At 69.0% G+C, this 15,493-nt stretch carries 14 protein-coding genes; 12 read left to right on the top strand and 2 right to left on the bottom strand.

Going from position 1 to position 15,493, the window contains the following annotated elements; all coding sequences use genetic code 11:
• Positions 1-47 precede the first annotated feature (47 nt).
• The 8 genes from RCR19_RS11730 to RCR19_RS11695 all read left to right on the top strand — a co-directional run bounded on the left by RCR19_RS11730 (position 48) and on the right by RCR19_RS11695 (position 10,430).
• Positions 48-848 (top strand): enhanced serine sensitivity protein SseB C-terminal domain-containing protein, encoded by an 801-nt coding sequence (locus tag RCR19_RS11730; RefSeq protein WP_331265084.1) that lies wholly within the window; start codon positions 48-50, stop codon positions 846-848.
• A gap of 1,022 nt (positions 849-1,870) precedes the next feature.
• A complete protein-coding gene (locus tag RCR19_RS11725; protein WP_331265083.1) occupies positions 1,871-2,869 on the top strand; it encodes an ABC transporter permease in 999 nt (332 codons plus the stop codon).
• A gap of 27 nt (positions 2,870-2,896) precedes the next feature.
• The gene (locus RCR19_RS11720; RefSeq protein ID WP_331265082.1) at positions 2,897-4,654 is read left to right on the top strand and encodes an ABC transporter substrate-binding protein; all 1,758 of its coding nucleotides are present in this window, start codon (positions 2,897-2,899) and stop codon (positions 4,652-4,654) included.
• A 90-nt stretch (positions 4,655-4,744) separates the two neighbouring features.
• Positions 4,745-5,755: an ABC transporter permease gene (locus tag RCR19_RS11715; protein WP_331265081.1), complete on the top strand. Its 1,011-nt coding sequence runs from the start codon at positions 4,745-4,747 to the stop codon at positions 5,753-5,755.
• Entirely contained in the window at positions 5,752-6,834 is a 1,083-nt protein-coding gene (locus RCR19_RS11710; RefSeq protein ID WP_331265080.1) for an ABC transporter ATP-binding protein, read from the top strand. Before RCR19_RS11715 ends, RCR19_RS11710 begins: the two co-directional genes overlap by 4 nt.
• Positions 6,835-6,848: 14 nt before the next feature.
• The gene (locus tag RCR19_RS11705) at positions 6,849-8,207 is read left to right on the top strand and encodes a dipeptide ABC transporter ATP-binding protein (protein WP_331265079.1); all 1,359 of its coding nucleotides are present in this window, start codon (positions 6,849-6,851) and stop codon (positions 8,205-8,207) included.
• A 97-nt stretch (positions 8,208-8,304) separates the two neighbouring features.
• Entirely contained in the window at positions 8,305-9,696 is a 1,392-nt protein-coding gene (locus tag RCR19_RS11700; protein WP_331265078.1) for a M1 family metallopeptidase, read from the top strand.
• A 68-nt stretch (positions 9,697-9,764) separates the two neighbouring features.
• On the top strand, positions 9,765-10,430 hold the full coding sequence (locus tag RCR19_RS11695; protein ID WP_331265077.1) for a trimeric intracellular cation channel family protein: 666 nt from the start codon (positions 9,765-9,767) through the stop codon (positions 10,428-10,430).
• Here RCR19_RS11695 and RCR19_RS11690 read toward each other — a convergent pair.
• Positions 10,330-11,556 (bottom strand): alpha/beta hydrolase-fold protein, encoded by a 1,227-nt coding sequence (locus tag RCR19_RS11690; protein WP_331265076.1) that lies wholly within the window; start codon positions 11,554-11,556, stop codon positions 10,330-10,332. The genes RCR19_RS11695 and RCR19_RS11690 overlap by 101 nt on opposite strands.
• A 218-nt stretch (positions 11,557-11,774) precedes the next feature.
• On the opposite strand from RCR19_RS11690, the gene RCR19_RS11685 reads away from it, so the two are divergent.
• Positions 11,775-12,638 carry a thioesterase family protein gene (locus RCR19_RS11685; RefSeq protein ID WP_331265075.1) on the top strand — a complete coding sequence of 288 codons (864 nt, stop codon included), beginning with the start codon at positions 11,775-11,777 and terminating at the stop codon, positions 12,636-12,638.
• Positions 12,639-12,837: 199 nt separating this feature from the next.
• Here RCR19_RS11685 and RCR19_RS11680 read toward each other — a convergent pair whose 3' ends face one another.
• Positions 12,838-13,464 carry a TetR family transcriptional regulator gene (locus RCR19_RS11680; RefSeq protein ID WP_331265074.1) on the bottom strand — a complete coding sequence of 209 codons (627 nt, stop codon included), beginning with the start codon at positions 13,462-13,464 and terminating at the stop codon, positions 12,838-12,840.
• A 128-nt stretch (positions 13,465-13,592) separates the two neighbouring features.
• Here RCR19_RS11680 and RCR19_RS11675 point away from each other — a divergent pair, with 128 nt between their 5' ends.
• From RCR19_RS11675 to RCR19_RS11665, 3 genes are all read left to right on the top strand, one after another.
• Positions 13,593-13,760: a hypothetical protein gene (locus RCR19_RS11675; protein ID WP_199839179.1), complete on the top strand. Its 168-nt coding sequence runs from the start codon at positions 13,593-13,595 to the stop codon at positions 13,758-13,760.
• Positions 13,761-13,798: 38 nt separating this feature from the next.
• On the top strand, positions 13,799-14,095 hold the full coding sequence (locus RCR19_RS11670; protein WP_331265073.1) for a DUF4190 domain-containing protein: 297 nt from the start codon (positions 13,799-13,801) through the stop codon (positions 14,093-14,095).
• A 116-nt stretch (positions 14,096-14,211) separates the two neighbouring features.
• Entirely contained in the window at positions 14,212-15,375 is a 1,164-nt protein-coding gene (locus tag RCR19_RS11665; RefSeq protein ID WP_331265072.1) for a cysteine desulfurase family protein, read from the top strand.
• Positions 15,376-15,493: the final 118 nt, after the last annotated feature.

Here is a 15,493-nt window from a genome sequence, read left to right as displayed (position 1 = left end):
AGACCTCCTTCGGGGTTGTCAGGTTCGTGGTGAAGGGGCGGTAGAGGGTGAGCGCGTCGGGCACGGCCGCGGCCGGGCAGGTCGAGCACATGCTGCGCCAGGTGACGCCCGGGCGTTACGACGCCTACGAGGCGCTTCTTCGCGCGCTCGCGACCCCGTCGTCCGGCCAGGTCTGGATGCTGCTCTGGCACGGCCAGGCCGGATCCCCCGACGCCCAGTACGGGAACATGGAGGTGGACGGCCACGGCTACGCGCCCTGTGTCACCTCCGCCCAGGAGCTCTCGGCCAGCGGCTGGAACCGCTCGTACGAAGTGATCGACGGCCTCGACGCGGCCCGCACCCTCTACCCGGACCACTACGGGCTGTGGCTCAACCCGCACGCACCGGGCGGCGGCGTCGGCATCCCCTGGCCGGATCTGCGGCGGATCGCCACCGGTCTCGAGCGCCAGCCCGCCGGACCGCTGCGGCTGTCCGAACCGGCCATCGAGATCCCGCAGTTCTACGCCCTCCTCGCGCAGAACGCGCACCGCACCCCCGCCCTCCGCTCGCTGCGCCGGGCCTGGGTACAGCCCGCCCTCGGCGCGCCGTACCTGGCCATCGGCCTGGATGTGTACGACACGTCGCCGCCCGCCGTCGACTCGGTACGCGCGATGATGCAGCAGTCGATCGTCGCCGTGCCCGACGGCCTGCCCGTGTCGACCGTCGTGATGTCCGACGACTACGACCCCGTCGTGCTGTGGCTGCGTGCCGGCGCCCGTCCGTTCTACGACCGTGAGGCCCACGCGGCCCCGGTCCAGGCTCCCGCGGCCGGAGGCTACGGTTATCCGCCGGTCGGCGGGGGCTACTGACCTCCTTCCCCCCTCCCCGTCGGAGCGCTCGCCGCGCCGGCCGCTGCCGCCGACGTGTCCGCTGCGGGGGAGCGGCCCTCACGCGGCAGCTGCCCCGGCCGGGATGCGCAGCTGCTGCGGGGCCGCCTCGCCATCGCCGCTCGCGCGGCTCCGGGTCCGACGGTCCGCGGAAGGGCGCCTGACGGACGAACTCGTGATCATGGCCCCGAACGCGGTGACGCCCGCGTGGCCCCGTACGGGACCGTGCACGGTGTCCGCCTGCGCCGCCCGTCCTCTGTAAAGGCACCGAGTGCCAGGGGATCCGCGGCCCGCTCACAACAGGCGAATCGTTCCCGGTGTGGATTCTCCCTTGCAGACAGGGTCGGTTCCCCAGGTACGGCGTCATACTGACCGGGTGTCAGCCCGTCCGCGGCCCGCGTGGGCGGGCCCGGACGACGCATGTCGTCGAGCAGGGCCCGGGTGAGACGCCGGCTTGGGCGTCGGGGGTGTGAAGACCGCCCGGCACCCGGCAGCGGCCGCCGTCCGAGGGCCCGTGGTGATCACGCATCGGATCGCAAAGCTTCGCTGGCAGGAAAGGGACTCGGCCCCGGAATTTCGGTGCATGGTGCATCGGAGTGCCCCGCAACGGGGGAAAACCCCTGCCGGCGCGCTCGCGGCCTCCTGGCCTGCAAGTGCTGCAACCGCGAGGTGCGAACGGTGCGGGAGTGCCGGATGTTTCGCGGACGAGGTTTCGACGGCCCCTCGTCCGGTAGGCGCGCCTCGTTGTCCGGATAACAGAATCCCCCAGTCGTCATCACGGTTACGCATACTTTCTCCATCAGACCTGGCGCGTGATCGTGAACGCGTTGAAGACTCGCCTCTCAGACGCGAGGCCATCGATCCTGCGATCGAACCAATCACTGGATCAGTTGGACAGTTGGGCCGCCACCATCGTGCGGCCGCCGCGGAGCACGTAAGCGAATCAAGCCGCCGACAGCGGCGGACAAAGGCCGGTGACCACCGGCCAGAGGGGTCAGGTCATTGTGACCGCACCGATCGAGACCACCGGCGCGGAGGCCGGAGCGCCGCCCGAATCTGTGCTCTCCGGGGCCAAGAAGAGCCAGATCGAGGGGCGTTCCCTCAGCCAGATCGCCTGGACCCGGTTCAAGCGGGACAAGGTGGCGGTGGCAGGTGGCATCGTCGTCATCCTGCTCGTGCTGATGGCGGTGCTCGCCAAGCCGATCGAGTGGATCTTCGGGCTCGACCCCGACAAGTTCCACCAGGACCTCATCGACCCTGCGCTGCTGGCGCCGAAGGGCGCCTGGGGCGGCATGAGTTGGGACCACCCGCTGGGCGTGGACCCGCAGTACGGCCGCGACATGCTCGCCCGGATCATCGACGGTTCCTGGGTCTCGCTCCTGGTCGCCGGCGGTGCCACGCTCCTCTCGGTGGTCATCGGTACCGTGCTGGGCGTCGTCGCCGGCTACTACGGCGGCTGGATCGACAGCGTCATCAGCCGGCTCATGGACACCTTCCTGGCGTTCCCGCTGCTGCTCTTCGCCATCGCCATCTCGGCCTCGGTGCAGGACGGCTTCTTCGGCCTGAACGGCCTGTCGCTGCGTATCTGCGTGCTGATCTTCGTGATCGGCTTCTTCAGCTGGCCCTACATCGGTCGTATCGTGCGCGCCCAGACGATGACGCTGCGGCGCCGGGAGTTCGTGGAGGCCGCCCACAGCCTGGGTGCCCGCGGCCCGTACATCCTGTTCCGGGAGCTGCTCCCCAACCTCGTCGCACCGATCCTCGTCTACTCGACGCTGATCATTCCGACGAACATTCTCTTCGAGGCCGCGCTGAGCTTCCTCGGAGTCGGTATCGCTCCGCCGCAGGCCTCCTGGGGCGGCATGCTCAGCAACGCCGTGGATCTCTACACCGCAGATCCGCAGTACATGTTCGTGCCCGGTCTGGCGATCTTCATCACCGTCCTGGCATTCAACCTGCTGGGTGACGGGCTGCGTGATGCGCTCGATCCTCGCAGCAAGTGATCCATCGATAGAGGGGGCTTTCCTCACGTGAAGACGAGAAGGGTAACCGCCGCCGTGGCGACGGTCATCGCGCTCTCGCTGGGTGCTGCCGCATGTGGTGGCGGCGGCGGAGGCGGCAACAACAGCAGCAACGGCGGTAACGCCAAGAAGGACGCGGCGCTGGACTCCATCGTCAACGCGTCGAGCAAGAAGGGGGGGACGGTCAACCTCGAGGACTCCGACGTGCCGGACTCCCTGGACCCGGGCAACACGTACTACGGCTTCGTGCAGAACTTCTCGCGTCTCTACGCGCGTACGCTCGTCACGTTCAAGCCGGCCGCCGGCAAGGACGGCCTCACGGTTGTCCCGGACCTCGCCGAGTCCCTCGGCAAGGCCAGCGCCGACGCCAAGACCTGGACGTACCACCTGCGCTCCGGCCTGAAGTTCGAGGACGGCACGCCGATCACGTCCAAGGACGTCAAGTACGCGATCGAGCGCTCCAACTTCGCGCCCGAGGCCCTCTCCAACGGCCCGACGTACTTCAAGGCCTACCTCGAGGGCGGCGACAAGTACAAGGGTCCCTACAAGGACAAGTCGCCCGACGGCCTGAAGTCCATCGAGACGCCGGACGACCAGACGATCGTCTTCCACCTGGCGAAGCCGTTCGCCGACTTCGACTACCTGGCCACCTTCTCCCAGACGGCCCCCGTGCCGGCGGCGAAGGACGACGGCGCCAAGTACGTCCAGCACATCGTGTCCTCGGGCCCCTACAAGTTCCAGTCGTACGAGGAGGGCGCCAGCGCCTCCCTCGTCCGCAACCCGAACTGGGACCCGAAGTCGGACCCGATCCGCAAGGCGCTGCCGGACAAGATCAACGTCAAGTTCAAGGTCAACGGCGTCACCATCGACAACAACCTGATGGCTGACAAGACCACGGCGGACATCGCCGGCGCGGGTGTGCAGCCGCAGACCCAGCCGCGCATCCTGTCCGGCAAGTACTCCAAGCAGACGGACAACTCCTACGCGGGCGCCACGGGTTACATGGCCCTGAACGTGAACGTTGCTCCGTTCAACAACGAGCACTGCCGCAAGGCGGTCCAGTGGGCCCTCGACAAGCAGTCGGTGCTCGACGCCATGGGCGGTTCGCCCAAGGGCGACGTGGCCACCACGCTGCTGCCGCCGTCGGTCAACGGCTACACCAAGTTCGACACCTACCCGACCCAGGGCAACAAGGGTGACGCGGCCAAGGCCAAGGAAGAGCTCAAGGCGTGCGGTCAGCCGAACGGCTTCTCCACCACGCTGACGGCCCGTTCCGACCGTGCCTCCGAGGTCGCGGCCGCCACGGCCATCCAGAACTCGCTGAAGGCCGTCGGCATCAAGGTCGACATCAAGCAGTACCCCTCCGGCAAGTACTTCTCCAACTTCGCCGGTGTCCCGAGCTACGTCCACCAGCACAAGCTCGGCATGATGATGATGGCGTGGGGCGCCGACTGGCCGACCGGCTACGGCTTCCTCGACCAGATCATCGACGGTTCGGCCATCAAGCCCTCGGGTGGCAACAACCTGATGGAGCTGAACGACCCGAAGATCAACAAGGCCCTTGCGGACGCGATCGCCAACACCGACTCGGCGGCCCGCACCAAGGCCTGGGGCGACATCGACAAGATGGTCATGGACAACGCCTCGGTCGTCCCGCTCGTCTACCGCAAGAACCTGCTGATCAGGCCTACGTCCGCGACCAACGTCACGGTCACGCAGGCGTACCTCGGCATGTACGACTACACGCTGCTGAGCTCCTCGAAGTAACAGCAGGCCGGATACCCCCGAAAGGCAGGTGAAGGCACCGGGTGGCCGGGACGGACACACTCCGTCCCGGCCACCCGGAGCCGCACAGCTGTGGCTGCGTACATCATCCGACGCGTCTTCGGCGCCGTGGTACTGCTGCTGGTGGTCAGCGCAGTCACCTTCGCAATCTTCTTCCTGGTCCCCCGCCTGGGCGGCCAGACAGCCACTCAGCTGGCCACCCAGTACGTCGGCAAGGACGCCAACCCCGAGTCCATCGCGGCGATCAAGAAGAACCTGGGATTCGACCAGCCCATCTACATCCAGTACTGGGACTACATCAAGGGCCTGTTCGTCGGCGCCGACTACAAGTTCGGCCCCGATGCGACGCACTGCAGCGCCCCCTGCTTCGGGTACTCCTTCAAGAGTCACGTCGAGGTGTGGCCTCAGCTCACACAGCGCATCCCGGTCTCCTTCTCGCTGGCAGTCGGCGCGGCGGTGATCTGGCTGATCTTCGGTGTGACGACCGGTGTCATCTCGGCCCTTCGCAAGGGCAAGCCGGTGGACCGCCTCGCGATGTTCATCGCGCTCGCCGGCGTCTCGCTGCCGATCTTCTTCACCGGCCAGGTGATCAACGCGCTGTTCGTCTACCAGTGGCCCGTGTGGGACAGCACCGACTACGTGCCGTTCACCCAGAACCCGGCCGACTGGGCCTGGCACCTGCTGCTGCCCTGGATCAGCCTCGCGTTCCTGTTCTCCGCCACCTACGCCCGGCTCACCCGGGCGGGCATGCTGGAGACGATGGGCGAGGACTACATCCGGACGGCCCGGGCCAAGGGCCTCAGGGAGTCCACCGTCGTGGCCAAGCACGGCCTGCGGTCCACGCTCACGCCGATCGTGACCATCTTCGGCATGGACTTCGGCACGCTCGTCGGTACCGCGGTGCTCACCGAGACCGTGTTCTCCCTCCAGGGGATCGGCGCGTACTCGATCCAGGCCATCCGGGACAACGACCTGCCCATCGTGATGGCCGTGACCCTGGTCGCCGCGTTCTTCATCGTCTTCTGCAATCTCCTCGTCGACCTGGTGTACGCAGCCATCGACCCCCGCGTGAGGTACTCGTGAGCAAGCTCGAAAAGGCGGCGCTGGGCGAGCCGGCCCCTGTCGCCCCGTCCGACGCCGACGACGCGTTCCTCTCCGTTCGCGATCTGCGCATCCACTTCCAGACCGACGACGGTCTGGTCAAGTCGGTGGACGGCGTCAGCTTCGACGTACGGCGGGGCAAGACCCTGGGCATCGTCGGTGAGTCCGGCTCCGGCAAGTCCGTCACCTCGCTCGGCGTGATGGGCCTGCACCGCTCGGCCAACGCCAAGGTCTCCGGCGAGGTGTGGCTCGACGGTCAGGAACTGATCGCGGCCGACCCCGACGAGGTGCGCCGCATGCGCGGCCGCAAGATGGCGATGATCTTCCAGGACCCGCTGTCGGCCATGCACCCCTACTACACGGTCGGAACGCAGATCGTCGAGGCCTACCGGGTCCACCACGACGTCAGCAAGAAGGTCGCCAAGAAGCGCGCGATCGAGATGCTGGACCGGGTGGGCATTCCCGAGCCCGACAAGCGGGTGGACGGCTACCCGCACGAGTTCTCCGGCGGTATGCGCCAGCGCGCGATGATCGCGATGGCGCTGGTGAACAACCCCGAGCTGCTCATCGCCGACGAGCCGACCACCGCCCTGGACGTCACCGTGCAGGCGCAGATCCTCGACCTGATCCGGGATCTGCAGAAGGAGTTCGGCTCCGCGGTCATCATGATCACGCATGACCTCGGTGTCGTCGCCGAGATGGCCGACGACCTGCTGGTCATGTACGGAGGCCGCTGTGTGGAGCGCGGGCCCGCCGAGTCGGTGTTCTCCGAGCCCCGCCACCCCTACACCTGGGGCCTGCTCAGCTCGATGCCGCGTCTCGACCGCGACGACATCGACCGCCTCATCCCGATCAAGGGCTCCCCGCCCTCGCTGATCAACATCCCGTCCGGCTGCGCCTTCAACCCCCGTTGCCCGTACGCGGACATCCCGAAGGACAACGTCACCCGCACGGTCCGCCCCGAGCTGGCCGAAGTCGGTGGCCGGCACTGGGCGGCCTGTCACATGACGCAGGAGCAGCGGGAGCGTATCTGGACCGAAGAGATTGCGCCGAAGCTGTGAGCGACGAAAAAGCAGTGAAGATCCCTGCGCAGAGTGACGGTGCCGCCCCCACCGAGGGGTCGCAGTCCGGCGAGATCCTGCTGAAGGTGACGGGGCTCCAGAAGCACTTCCCGATCCGCAAGGGCCTGCTCCAGCGGCAGACGGGGTCGGTGCGCGCCGTCGACGGCATCGACTTCGAGGTACGCAAGGGCGAGACCCTGGGCGTCGTGGGCGAGTCCGGCTGCGGCAAGTCGACCATGGGCCGGCTGATCACGCGGCTGCTGGAACCGACCGCGGGCAAGGTCGAGTTCGAGGGCAAGGACATCACGCACCTCGGTGTCGCGGGGATGCGTCCGCTGCGCCGCGATGTGCAGATGATCTTCCAGGACCCCTACTCCTCGCTGAACCCTCGTCACACCGTCGGCACCATCGTGGGCGCCCCCTTCAAGCTCCAGGGCGTCGAGCCCGAGGGCGGCATCAAGAAGGAGGTGCAGCGGCTGCTGTCGGTCGTGGGTCTCAACCCCGAGCACTACAACCGCTACCCGCACGAGTTCTCCGGTGGTCAGCGCCAGCGCATCGGCATCGCCCGCGCGCTCGCGCTCAGCCCGAAGCTGGTCGTGGCCGACGAGCCGGTCTCCGCGCTGGACGTGTCGATCCAGGCGCAGGTCGTGAACCTGCTGGACGACCTCCAGGAGGAACTGGGCCTGACGTATGTGATCATCGCGCACGACCTGTCGGTCGTCCGGCACGTCTCGGACCGGATCGCGGTGATGTACCTCGGCAAGGTCGTGGAGCTCTCCGACCGCGACTCGCTGTACAAGGCGCCGATGCACCCGTACACCAAGGCGCTGATGTCGGCCGTGCCGATCCCGGACCCGAAGCGCAAGAACGAGAAGAGCGAGCGCATCCTGCTCAAGGGTGACGTTCCCTCGCCGATCTCGCCGCCGACCGGCTGCCGCTTCCACACCCGGTGCTGGAAGGCGACGGAGATCTGCCGCACCACCGAGCCACAGCTGCTGGAGCTGAAGCCCGGCCAGCGGGTGGCCTGCCACCACCCGGAGAACTTCGAGGACCAGGCCCCGCAGGACACGGTGCTGCTGTCCGCCGCCAAGGAGGCCGCCGAGCTGGTGCCCGACGAGGTGCTGGAGGAGTCGGCCCAGACCTCGGCGGCGGTCGCCGCCGAGGTGGAGGCCGTGGCCGCCCCCGAGGAGCCGGCGGCCGCTGAGGCCGAGGGTGCCGCGGCTGCGTCCGACGCCGAGGGGTCACAGGACGCTCCGGAGGAGCCCGGCGCCTCCGAGGACTCCGACGAGTCCGGCCCCGCCGCCGATGCGGACACCTCCGCGGAGTCCGGCAAGCCGGAGGCCTCGGCGGGACAGGAGTCAACAGAGAAGTAACGCATGACGAGTTGGTAAAGTCATGCACATGCCCGAACGGGAGAGCGCAGAGTCTGGCGTGTCCGTCTGATCGACAGCACGCTCGAAGGGACGACTCATGGCACTCTCCCGTTCGGCACGCTTAGGGGTCCTCGTCACCGCGGCTGCCTCCTTCCTGGCCATCGCCGCCTCCTCCGCTCCCCGCCCGGGAGCCGACGGCATCGGTGACCCCTACTTCCCGCAGCTCGGCAACGGCGGCTTCGACGCCCGCCACTACGCCCTCGATGTGGCGTACAACCCGGACACAGACCGGCTCGACGGCCGTACGACGCTCACGGCCCACGCCACCCAGAACCTCTCCTCCTTCGATCTCGACCTGCAGAAGCTCCAGGTCACAGGGGTCGAAGTGAACGGCAGACGCGCCCAATTCACGCGCGAGGGCGACGAGATACGCATCACCCCCAAGGGTGTCCTGTCCAAGGGCCGGGACTTCACGGTCACCGTCACCTACGGCGGCGTCCCGGAGCCGCTCGGCGGTCCCATCGTCTTCGGCTCCAGCTACGGGTGGATGAAGACGGCCGACGGAGTCTTCGTCGCCTGCGAGCCCAACGCCGCCTCCACCTGGTTCCCGTCCAGCGACCACCCGTCGGACAAGGCCACCTACGACATCCGCATCACGGCCCCCAAGGGCCTGACCGCCGTCTCCAACGGCCGCCTGATATCCACCCACGGCGAGGGCGGCCAAACCGTGACCCACTGGCGCGAGTCCAGGCCCATGGCGACCTATCTGGCGACGGCGACCATCGGCAAGTTCGACGTGAAGACCGGCAGGACCCCGTCGGGCATCCCGATCTACGTCGCCATCGACCCCGTCCTGGCCGGCAGCAACAGCGTCGACGTGTACGGCGTCACCGCCGAGGCCACCGACTACTGGTCGAAGATCTTCGGGCCGTACCCCTTCGAGGAGACCGGCGCCATCGTCGACGACATGCCGGAGGCGGGGTTCTCGCTGGAGGTCCAGTCGAAGCCCGCGTACTCGGCCGTCCGCTCGGAGTCGACCATCGTGCACGAGCTCGCCCACCAGTGGTTCGGCGACTCGGTCTCGGTGGAGCACTGGAAGGACATCTGGCTCAACGAGGGCTTCGCGACGTACGCCCAGTGGCTGTGGAGCGAGCACAGGGGCACCGCCTCCGCGCACGACTCCTTCCTCGCCGGATACAACTCGCGCCCGGCCGACAGCTCCTTCTGGCAGGTCAAGGTGGCGGACCCGCAGCGCGACACCATGTTCGCCTCCGCGGTCTACCAGCGGGGTGCGATGACGCTCCAGGCGCTGCGCGAGCGCATCGGCGACACCGCGTTCTTCAAGCTGCTGCCGGCCTGGACCAAGCTCCACCGGTACGGCAACGCGAACACGGACGACTTCATGCGGCTGGCGGAGAAGATCTCCGGACAGCAGCTCGACGACCTGTTCCAGAAGTGGCTCTTCACGACAGGGAAGCCTGCCCTGTAACCCTGGCGTTTCGCTTCTTTCACCTTGGTTTGTAAGGCGCACCCTCGCCGATGGGTGAGAATATAAGGGTGCTCCAGCAATTGTTCAGCCCCTCCGTCCAGCACACTCTGGATCTCGTCGGCATCTTCGTCTTCGCGATCTCCGGCGCGCTGCTGGCCGTCCGCAAGAACTTCGACGTCTTCGGCATCGCCGTGCTCGCCGAGGTCACCGCGCTGGGCGGAGGGCTGTTCCGTGACGTGGTCATCGGCGCCGTGCCGCCGGCCGCCTTCACCGACCTCGGGTACTTCCTGACCCCGCTGCTCGCCGCCCTGCTGGTCTTCTTCCTCCATCCGCAGGTGGAGCGCATCCAGATCGCCGTCAACGTCTTCGACGCGGCCGGTCTCGGGCTGTTCTGCGTCGCCGGCACGACGAAGGCGTACGACCACGGGCTCGGACTCACCTCGTCCGCCGCCCTCGGCCTGGCCACGGCCGTGGGCGGCGGCGTGCTGCGCGACGTCCTCGCCAACGAGGTGCCCTCGCTGCTGCGCTGGGACCGGGACCTGTACGCGGTACCGGCGATCGTCGGCGCCACGATGGTGGCGATATGCATCCACTACGAGGTGCTGACACCCTTCACGTCCGGGCTGGCCGTGGTCACCGCCTTCGTGCTACGTCTGCTGGCGATGAGGTTCCACTGGCGAGCGCCGCGGGCCTGGAATCGTCGCTCCACGGTTGCCGAGGAGCAGTCCCGGTGACCGCCGTGCCGGTCATCTGCTGGGTCAGCCAGGTGAAGACGTACGGGATCTGGGGCCGCCACAGGGCCATGCTGTGGCCCCCCGCACTGCGCGGGATCAGAACCGCGCGGACCGTCGTCGGCGGCGCGGCGAGGGCCCGAAGCGCCACCGCCGCCTGGTAGCCGTCGCCCAGCTGGCCGGACAGGTACAGAGAGATCCGGGGCGGCGTGCGGTAGCCCCTCAGCAGCATGAACGGGTTGTTCTCCCGGCGGAGCGTCAGGCTCCGCGCGGCGAGCGAGTGGCGTTCGCCGATCGGGTCGTTGTAGCCGGACAGGCTGATCGCGGCCCGGTACCGGTCGGGGTGCGCCACGACGAGCTTGGCGGCGCAGTGCGCACCGGCGGAGTATCCGGCGGCCGCCCAGCCGTCCGGCGCGGGCCGGGCGCGGAAGTTGTCCGTCACCATTTTGGGCACGTCGATGCTGAGCCAGGTGTCGGCGTTCACGACGCCCGGGATGTTCGCGCAGCCGGTGTCGACCTTCGCGATGAGGTTGGTGCGCGGGGCCACGAGGATGAAGGGCGCCACCTGCCCGCTGCGCATCAGCGGCAGCAGTTGCTCGTGCACCCTCAGTGTTCCGAACCAGGCCTTGGCCGAGCCGGGATACCCCGACAGCAGCTCCACCACCGGGAACTTCCTGTGCCGGTAGGCGGGCTCGTCGTACTGCGGCGGCAGCCAGACGTAGACCTCGGCCTCGACGCCCGACACCCGGCCCCTGAGCTGGGTGACGCGCACCCCTCCGGCCGTGTGTGCGCCGGCACCGTCGGCCGGCGTGAACGTCTGGCGCACCCTGGGCAGGGCCTTGACCTGGATGCCGCCCGTGCCGTCCTTGCCGAGGTCGGCGGCCCGCTGCACATGGTTGCCCGTGCCGAGGAGGTCCGCCCAGTTGTCATACAGGTTGTTGGCGTTGTTGACCATGACGAAGACCAGGGTGATCGCCGTCGTCTGGGCGAACAGCAGCATCAGGACGCGGGCGACGTGCCGGAGCGCCATCGGGCCGCGGATCCGCGACCACAGAAGCAGCGGCAGGAGCAGGGCGACCGTCACGAGGGCGATCGACGTGAAGAGGAACGGCGTCCCGGTCAGACTCATCGGCGTATCCGTCTCTTCCTGTGAACGTGCGGATCACGCTGTACGTCTTCTGAGAGGGAACCGGGGGGCCATCGGTCACGGACGAGTGCGGACACTTACTCAGAAATTGCCAAAATCTCACCTATGGGTGTCCGGATCCATATGGATTCGACGGAACCGTCATCGAGTCGCAACGGGAAAAGCTACTGCTTAGTAATTACTTGTTGTACCGTTCAGGCATGGCAGAAGCAGCTACCGCGCAGGCCGCGCGCGCCACGATCGGCGACAGTGAGTTCGACCGGGACACCGCGGTCACCCTCCGGGAACCCGGCGTCTACGGGATCGACCTCTCCGCCGGCTGGACGATCATCAACGCCGTCAACGGCGGCTATCTGCTGGCCGTACTGGGCCGCGCCCTCGGGGACGCGCTGCCGCACCGCGACCCGTTCACCGTCTCCGCGCACTACCTCACCGCCTCCCGGCCGGGACCCGCCGTGATCCGCACGGACGTCGTCCGCACCGGCCGCACCCTCTCCACCGGCCAGGCGTCGCTCTTCCAGTACGACGACGAGGGCCGCGAGGTCGAGCGGATCCGCGTCCTCGCCTCGTACGGCGATCTGGACTCCCTGCCCGACGACGTCCGCACGAGCGCGAAGCCGCCCGCCATCCCGCCACCGGACCGGTGCTTCGGTCCCGAGGACGGTCCCGCGCCGGTCTCCGGCAGCTCGGCCATCACCGACCGGCTCAAGCTCCGGCTCGATCCCGCGACCCTCGGCTGGGCGCTCGGCTCACCGTCCGGGAAGGGTGAGATGAGGGGGTGGTTCGGGCTGGCCGACGGCCGCGACGCGGACCCGCTGTCCCTGCTGCTCGCGGTGGACGCCCTGCCGCCCACCGCCTTCGAGCTCGGGATCTCCGGCTGGGTCCCGACCGTCGAGCTGACCGTGCACGTGCGGTGCCGCCCGGCGCCGGGTCCGCTCAGGGTGTCGATCACCACGCGCAATCTCGCCGGCGGATTCCTGGAGGAGGACGCCGAGGTCTGGGACAGCGCGGACCGCCTGGTCGCGCAGTCCCGGCAGCTGGCACGGGTCCGGCTCACGTCCTGAGCCCCGTCCGGCCTCCCCGGCCGGAGTGGGAGCCGCACCCCGAGGGTGCGCCTTGTGCTGCGCGTCGTGCGCCGACGGTCGGGCGCGCGGGTCCGGACGGCCTCGCGCGGGCCGCATCTCGGGCGCCGGTGGTGTCGTGGGCGCCGGTCGGTCCTGCCGGTGGTGGCGTCCCGCGCGGGCCGGACCTGGGCCGCGCCGGTCAGTCCTGCCAGTGGTGGCGGCCGATGCCGACGAGCCGCAGCCGCTGTGCCGCCGTTCGGGCCACCCGCTCACGCTCCTCGGCGGGGCCCTCCATCGCCTCCAGGAACTGGGAGGCGGTCATCAGCATCTGGTCGACGTACAGACCCGCGAGCATCAGCAGGTCCTCGTCGCTCCACCCGGCGGACTCGCGTCGGCCGGTCAGCGCCACCTTCACCTCTTCGGCGAACCGGGCCAGTTGACGGCGGATCGCCTCCCGGACCGGCTGGACGCCGCCGTGCCGCTCACGTGCGATGAAGCGCACATGGGCGGGGTACGCGTCGACATGGCGGGCGATCAGATCGACGGCGCGGGTGATGCGTTCGTCGCCGTCGCCGGTCGCGTACACCGTGGACCCGATCATCGGGTGGAGGCTGCCGAGCGCCTCCTCGACCAGTTCCACGCCGAGGTCCGCGGTCGACCGGAAGTGCCGGTAGAAGGCGGTCGGAGCGACACCGACGGCGCGGGTGACCTCACGCAGGCCCAGGCTGCTCAGGCTCTGCTCCTCCAGCAGCCCCAGGGCCGCGTCCAGGAGCGCCTGCCGGGTCTTCTGCTTCTGGGCCTGCCGGATGCCGAGGGTGTGACTCATGCCATGCAGTTAACAACTGTTCTCCGGAATTGCAAAGCCGTCCGGCGCGCTAGACTCCATAGTCAGTGAACAACTGTAACGACAATCGTTCACCGAACTGTCATGAGAGGCATACCGGAGGGGATCCGATGCTGTTCCTCGTCGCCGCACTCCTACTGCTGGGCATGGTCATGGGAACCGTGGCCCACACCCCGCTCCCCGTCACCCTCGTCGCCGCAGGCGTGATCGCCGTGTGGCTCGTGGTCTTCGCGATCCGCGAGCGGCACGGGCGCAGGCGGCAGACGTCCGCCCACTGACCCGCGCACACGAACCGACCGTCGGGAGTCGACGCATCATGCATCTCACCGCCGTACGAACCGCACACACCGGGGCCGGCGCCGAACCGGCCCGCGCCGGGGGGAGCCGCGACGCGGACGGCATGGCCGTCGCGTCCTTCATCCTGGGCCTGCTCGGCCTCCTCGTGCTGAACGTCCTCCTCGGCCCCATCGCGATCACCCTGGCCGCCGTGGCGCTGTGGCGCGGCACCGCACGCCGGGGCCGGGCGCTCCTGGGTCTGGGCCTGGGCGTCGCGGACCTGGTGGTCCTCGTGACCGCAATGCAGCTGGACCACACCGTGTCCTGGAGCCTGTAGGCGGCGGCCCGCCCGCCGACGGCCGGACCCGTGGACGACGGGCCGACCGCCGGCAGCCGCACAGGGGGCTCCGGGGCGCGGGCCGTGCAGGGCGGGCCCGTAGAATCAGGCCCACCATGGCTTACCTCGACCACGCCGCGACCACTCCGATGCTCCCCGAGGCGGTCGAGGCACTGACCGCGCAACTCGGCATCACCGGCAACGCCTCCTCGCTGCACGCATCCGGCCGCCGTGCGAGACGAACCGTCGAGGAGGCGCGCGAAACCCTGGCCGAGGCGCTGGGCGCCCGTCCGAGCGAGGTCGTCTTCACCTCGGGCGGCACCGAGGCCGACAACCTCGCGGTGAAGGGCCTGTACTGGTCCCGCCGCGACGCCGACCCGGCTCGTACACGCGTGCTCTCCAGCCCCGTCGAACACCATGCCGTCCTCGACGCGGTGCACTGGCTGGGCGAGCACGAGGGCGCAACGATCGAATACCTGCCCGTCGACTCCTACGGCCGCGTCCGGCCGGAGGTGCTGCGCGAGGCCATCGCCCGCAACCCCGAGGACGTCGCGCTCGTCACGGTCATGTGGGCCAACAACGAGATCGGCACCGTCATGCCGGTCCGCGAACTCGTCGGGGTCGCGACGGAGTTCGGCATCCCGGTGCACTCCGACGCGGTACAGGCGTTCGGCCAGGTCCCGGTGGACTTCGAGGCCTCCGGTCTTGCCGCGATGACCGTATCGGGCCACAAGATCGGCGGCCCGTACGGGATCGGCGCGCTGATCCTCGGCCGTCAGTACAGCCCCGTCCCGGTCCTGCACGGCGGCGGACAGGAGCGGCATGTGCGCTCCGGCACCCTCGATGTACCGGCCATCGCCTCCTTCGCCGTGGCCGGAAGGCTCGCCGCCGAGCAGCGTGAGTGGTTCGCCCGTGAGATCGGCGCCCTGCGCGACGGCCTGATCGCGGCGGTCCGTTCGGCCGTCCCGGACGCGATCCTGGGAGGCGACCCGGTGCACCGGCTCCCGGCCAACGCCCACTTCACGTTCCCCGGCTGCGAGGGCGACTCCCTGCTCCTGCTGCTGGACGCACAGGGCATCGAGTGCTCCACCGGCTCCGCCTGCACCGCCGGGGTCGCCCAGCCGAGCCATGTGCTGCTCGCCACCGGCGCCGCTCCGGACCTCGCCCGCGGCACCCTGCGCTTCTCCCTCGGACACACGTCCACGGAGGCCGATGTGGAGGCGGTCGCCAAGGCGATCGGACCCGCGGTGGAGCGTGCCCGCACCGCGGGGCTGACCTGAGGGCGGAGGCTGTGGCGCGGGTCACGGTGCACGGCGCTTGACCCGGGGGTGGTGCAAGGCGTGGGGTCGAGTCGGACGGACGCCGTGCGGGCCCTCACCGGCCGGTGCGCGGCTGTAC

Origin of the sequence: Streptomyces sp. WAC07094, from assembly GCF_036320405.1 — a bacterium.
GTDB lineage: Bacteria > Actinomycetota > Actinomycetes > Streptomycetales > Streptomycetaceae > Streptomyces > Streptomyces lannensis.
Note: the sequence above shows the minus strand (reverse complement) of the source record. Positions and strands in the feature narration are given on the sequence as shown.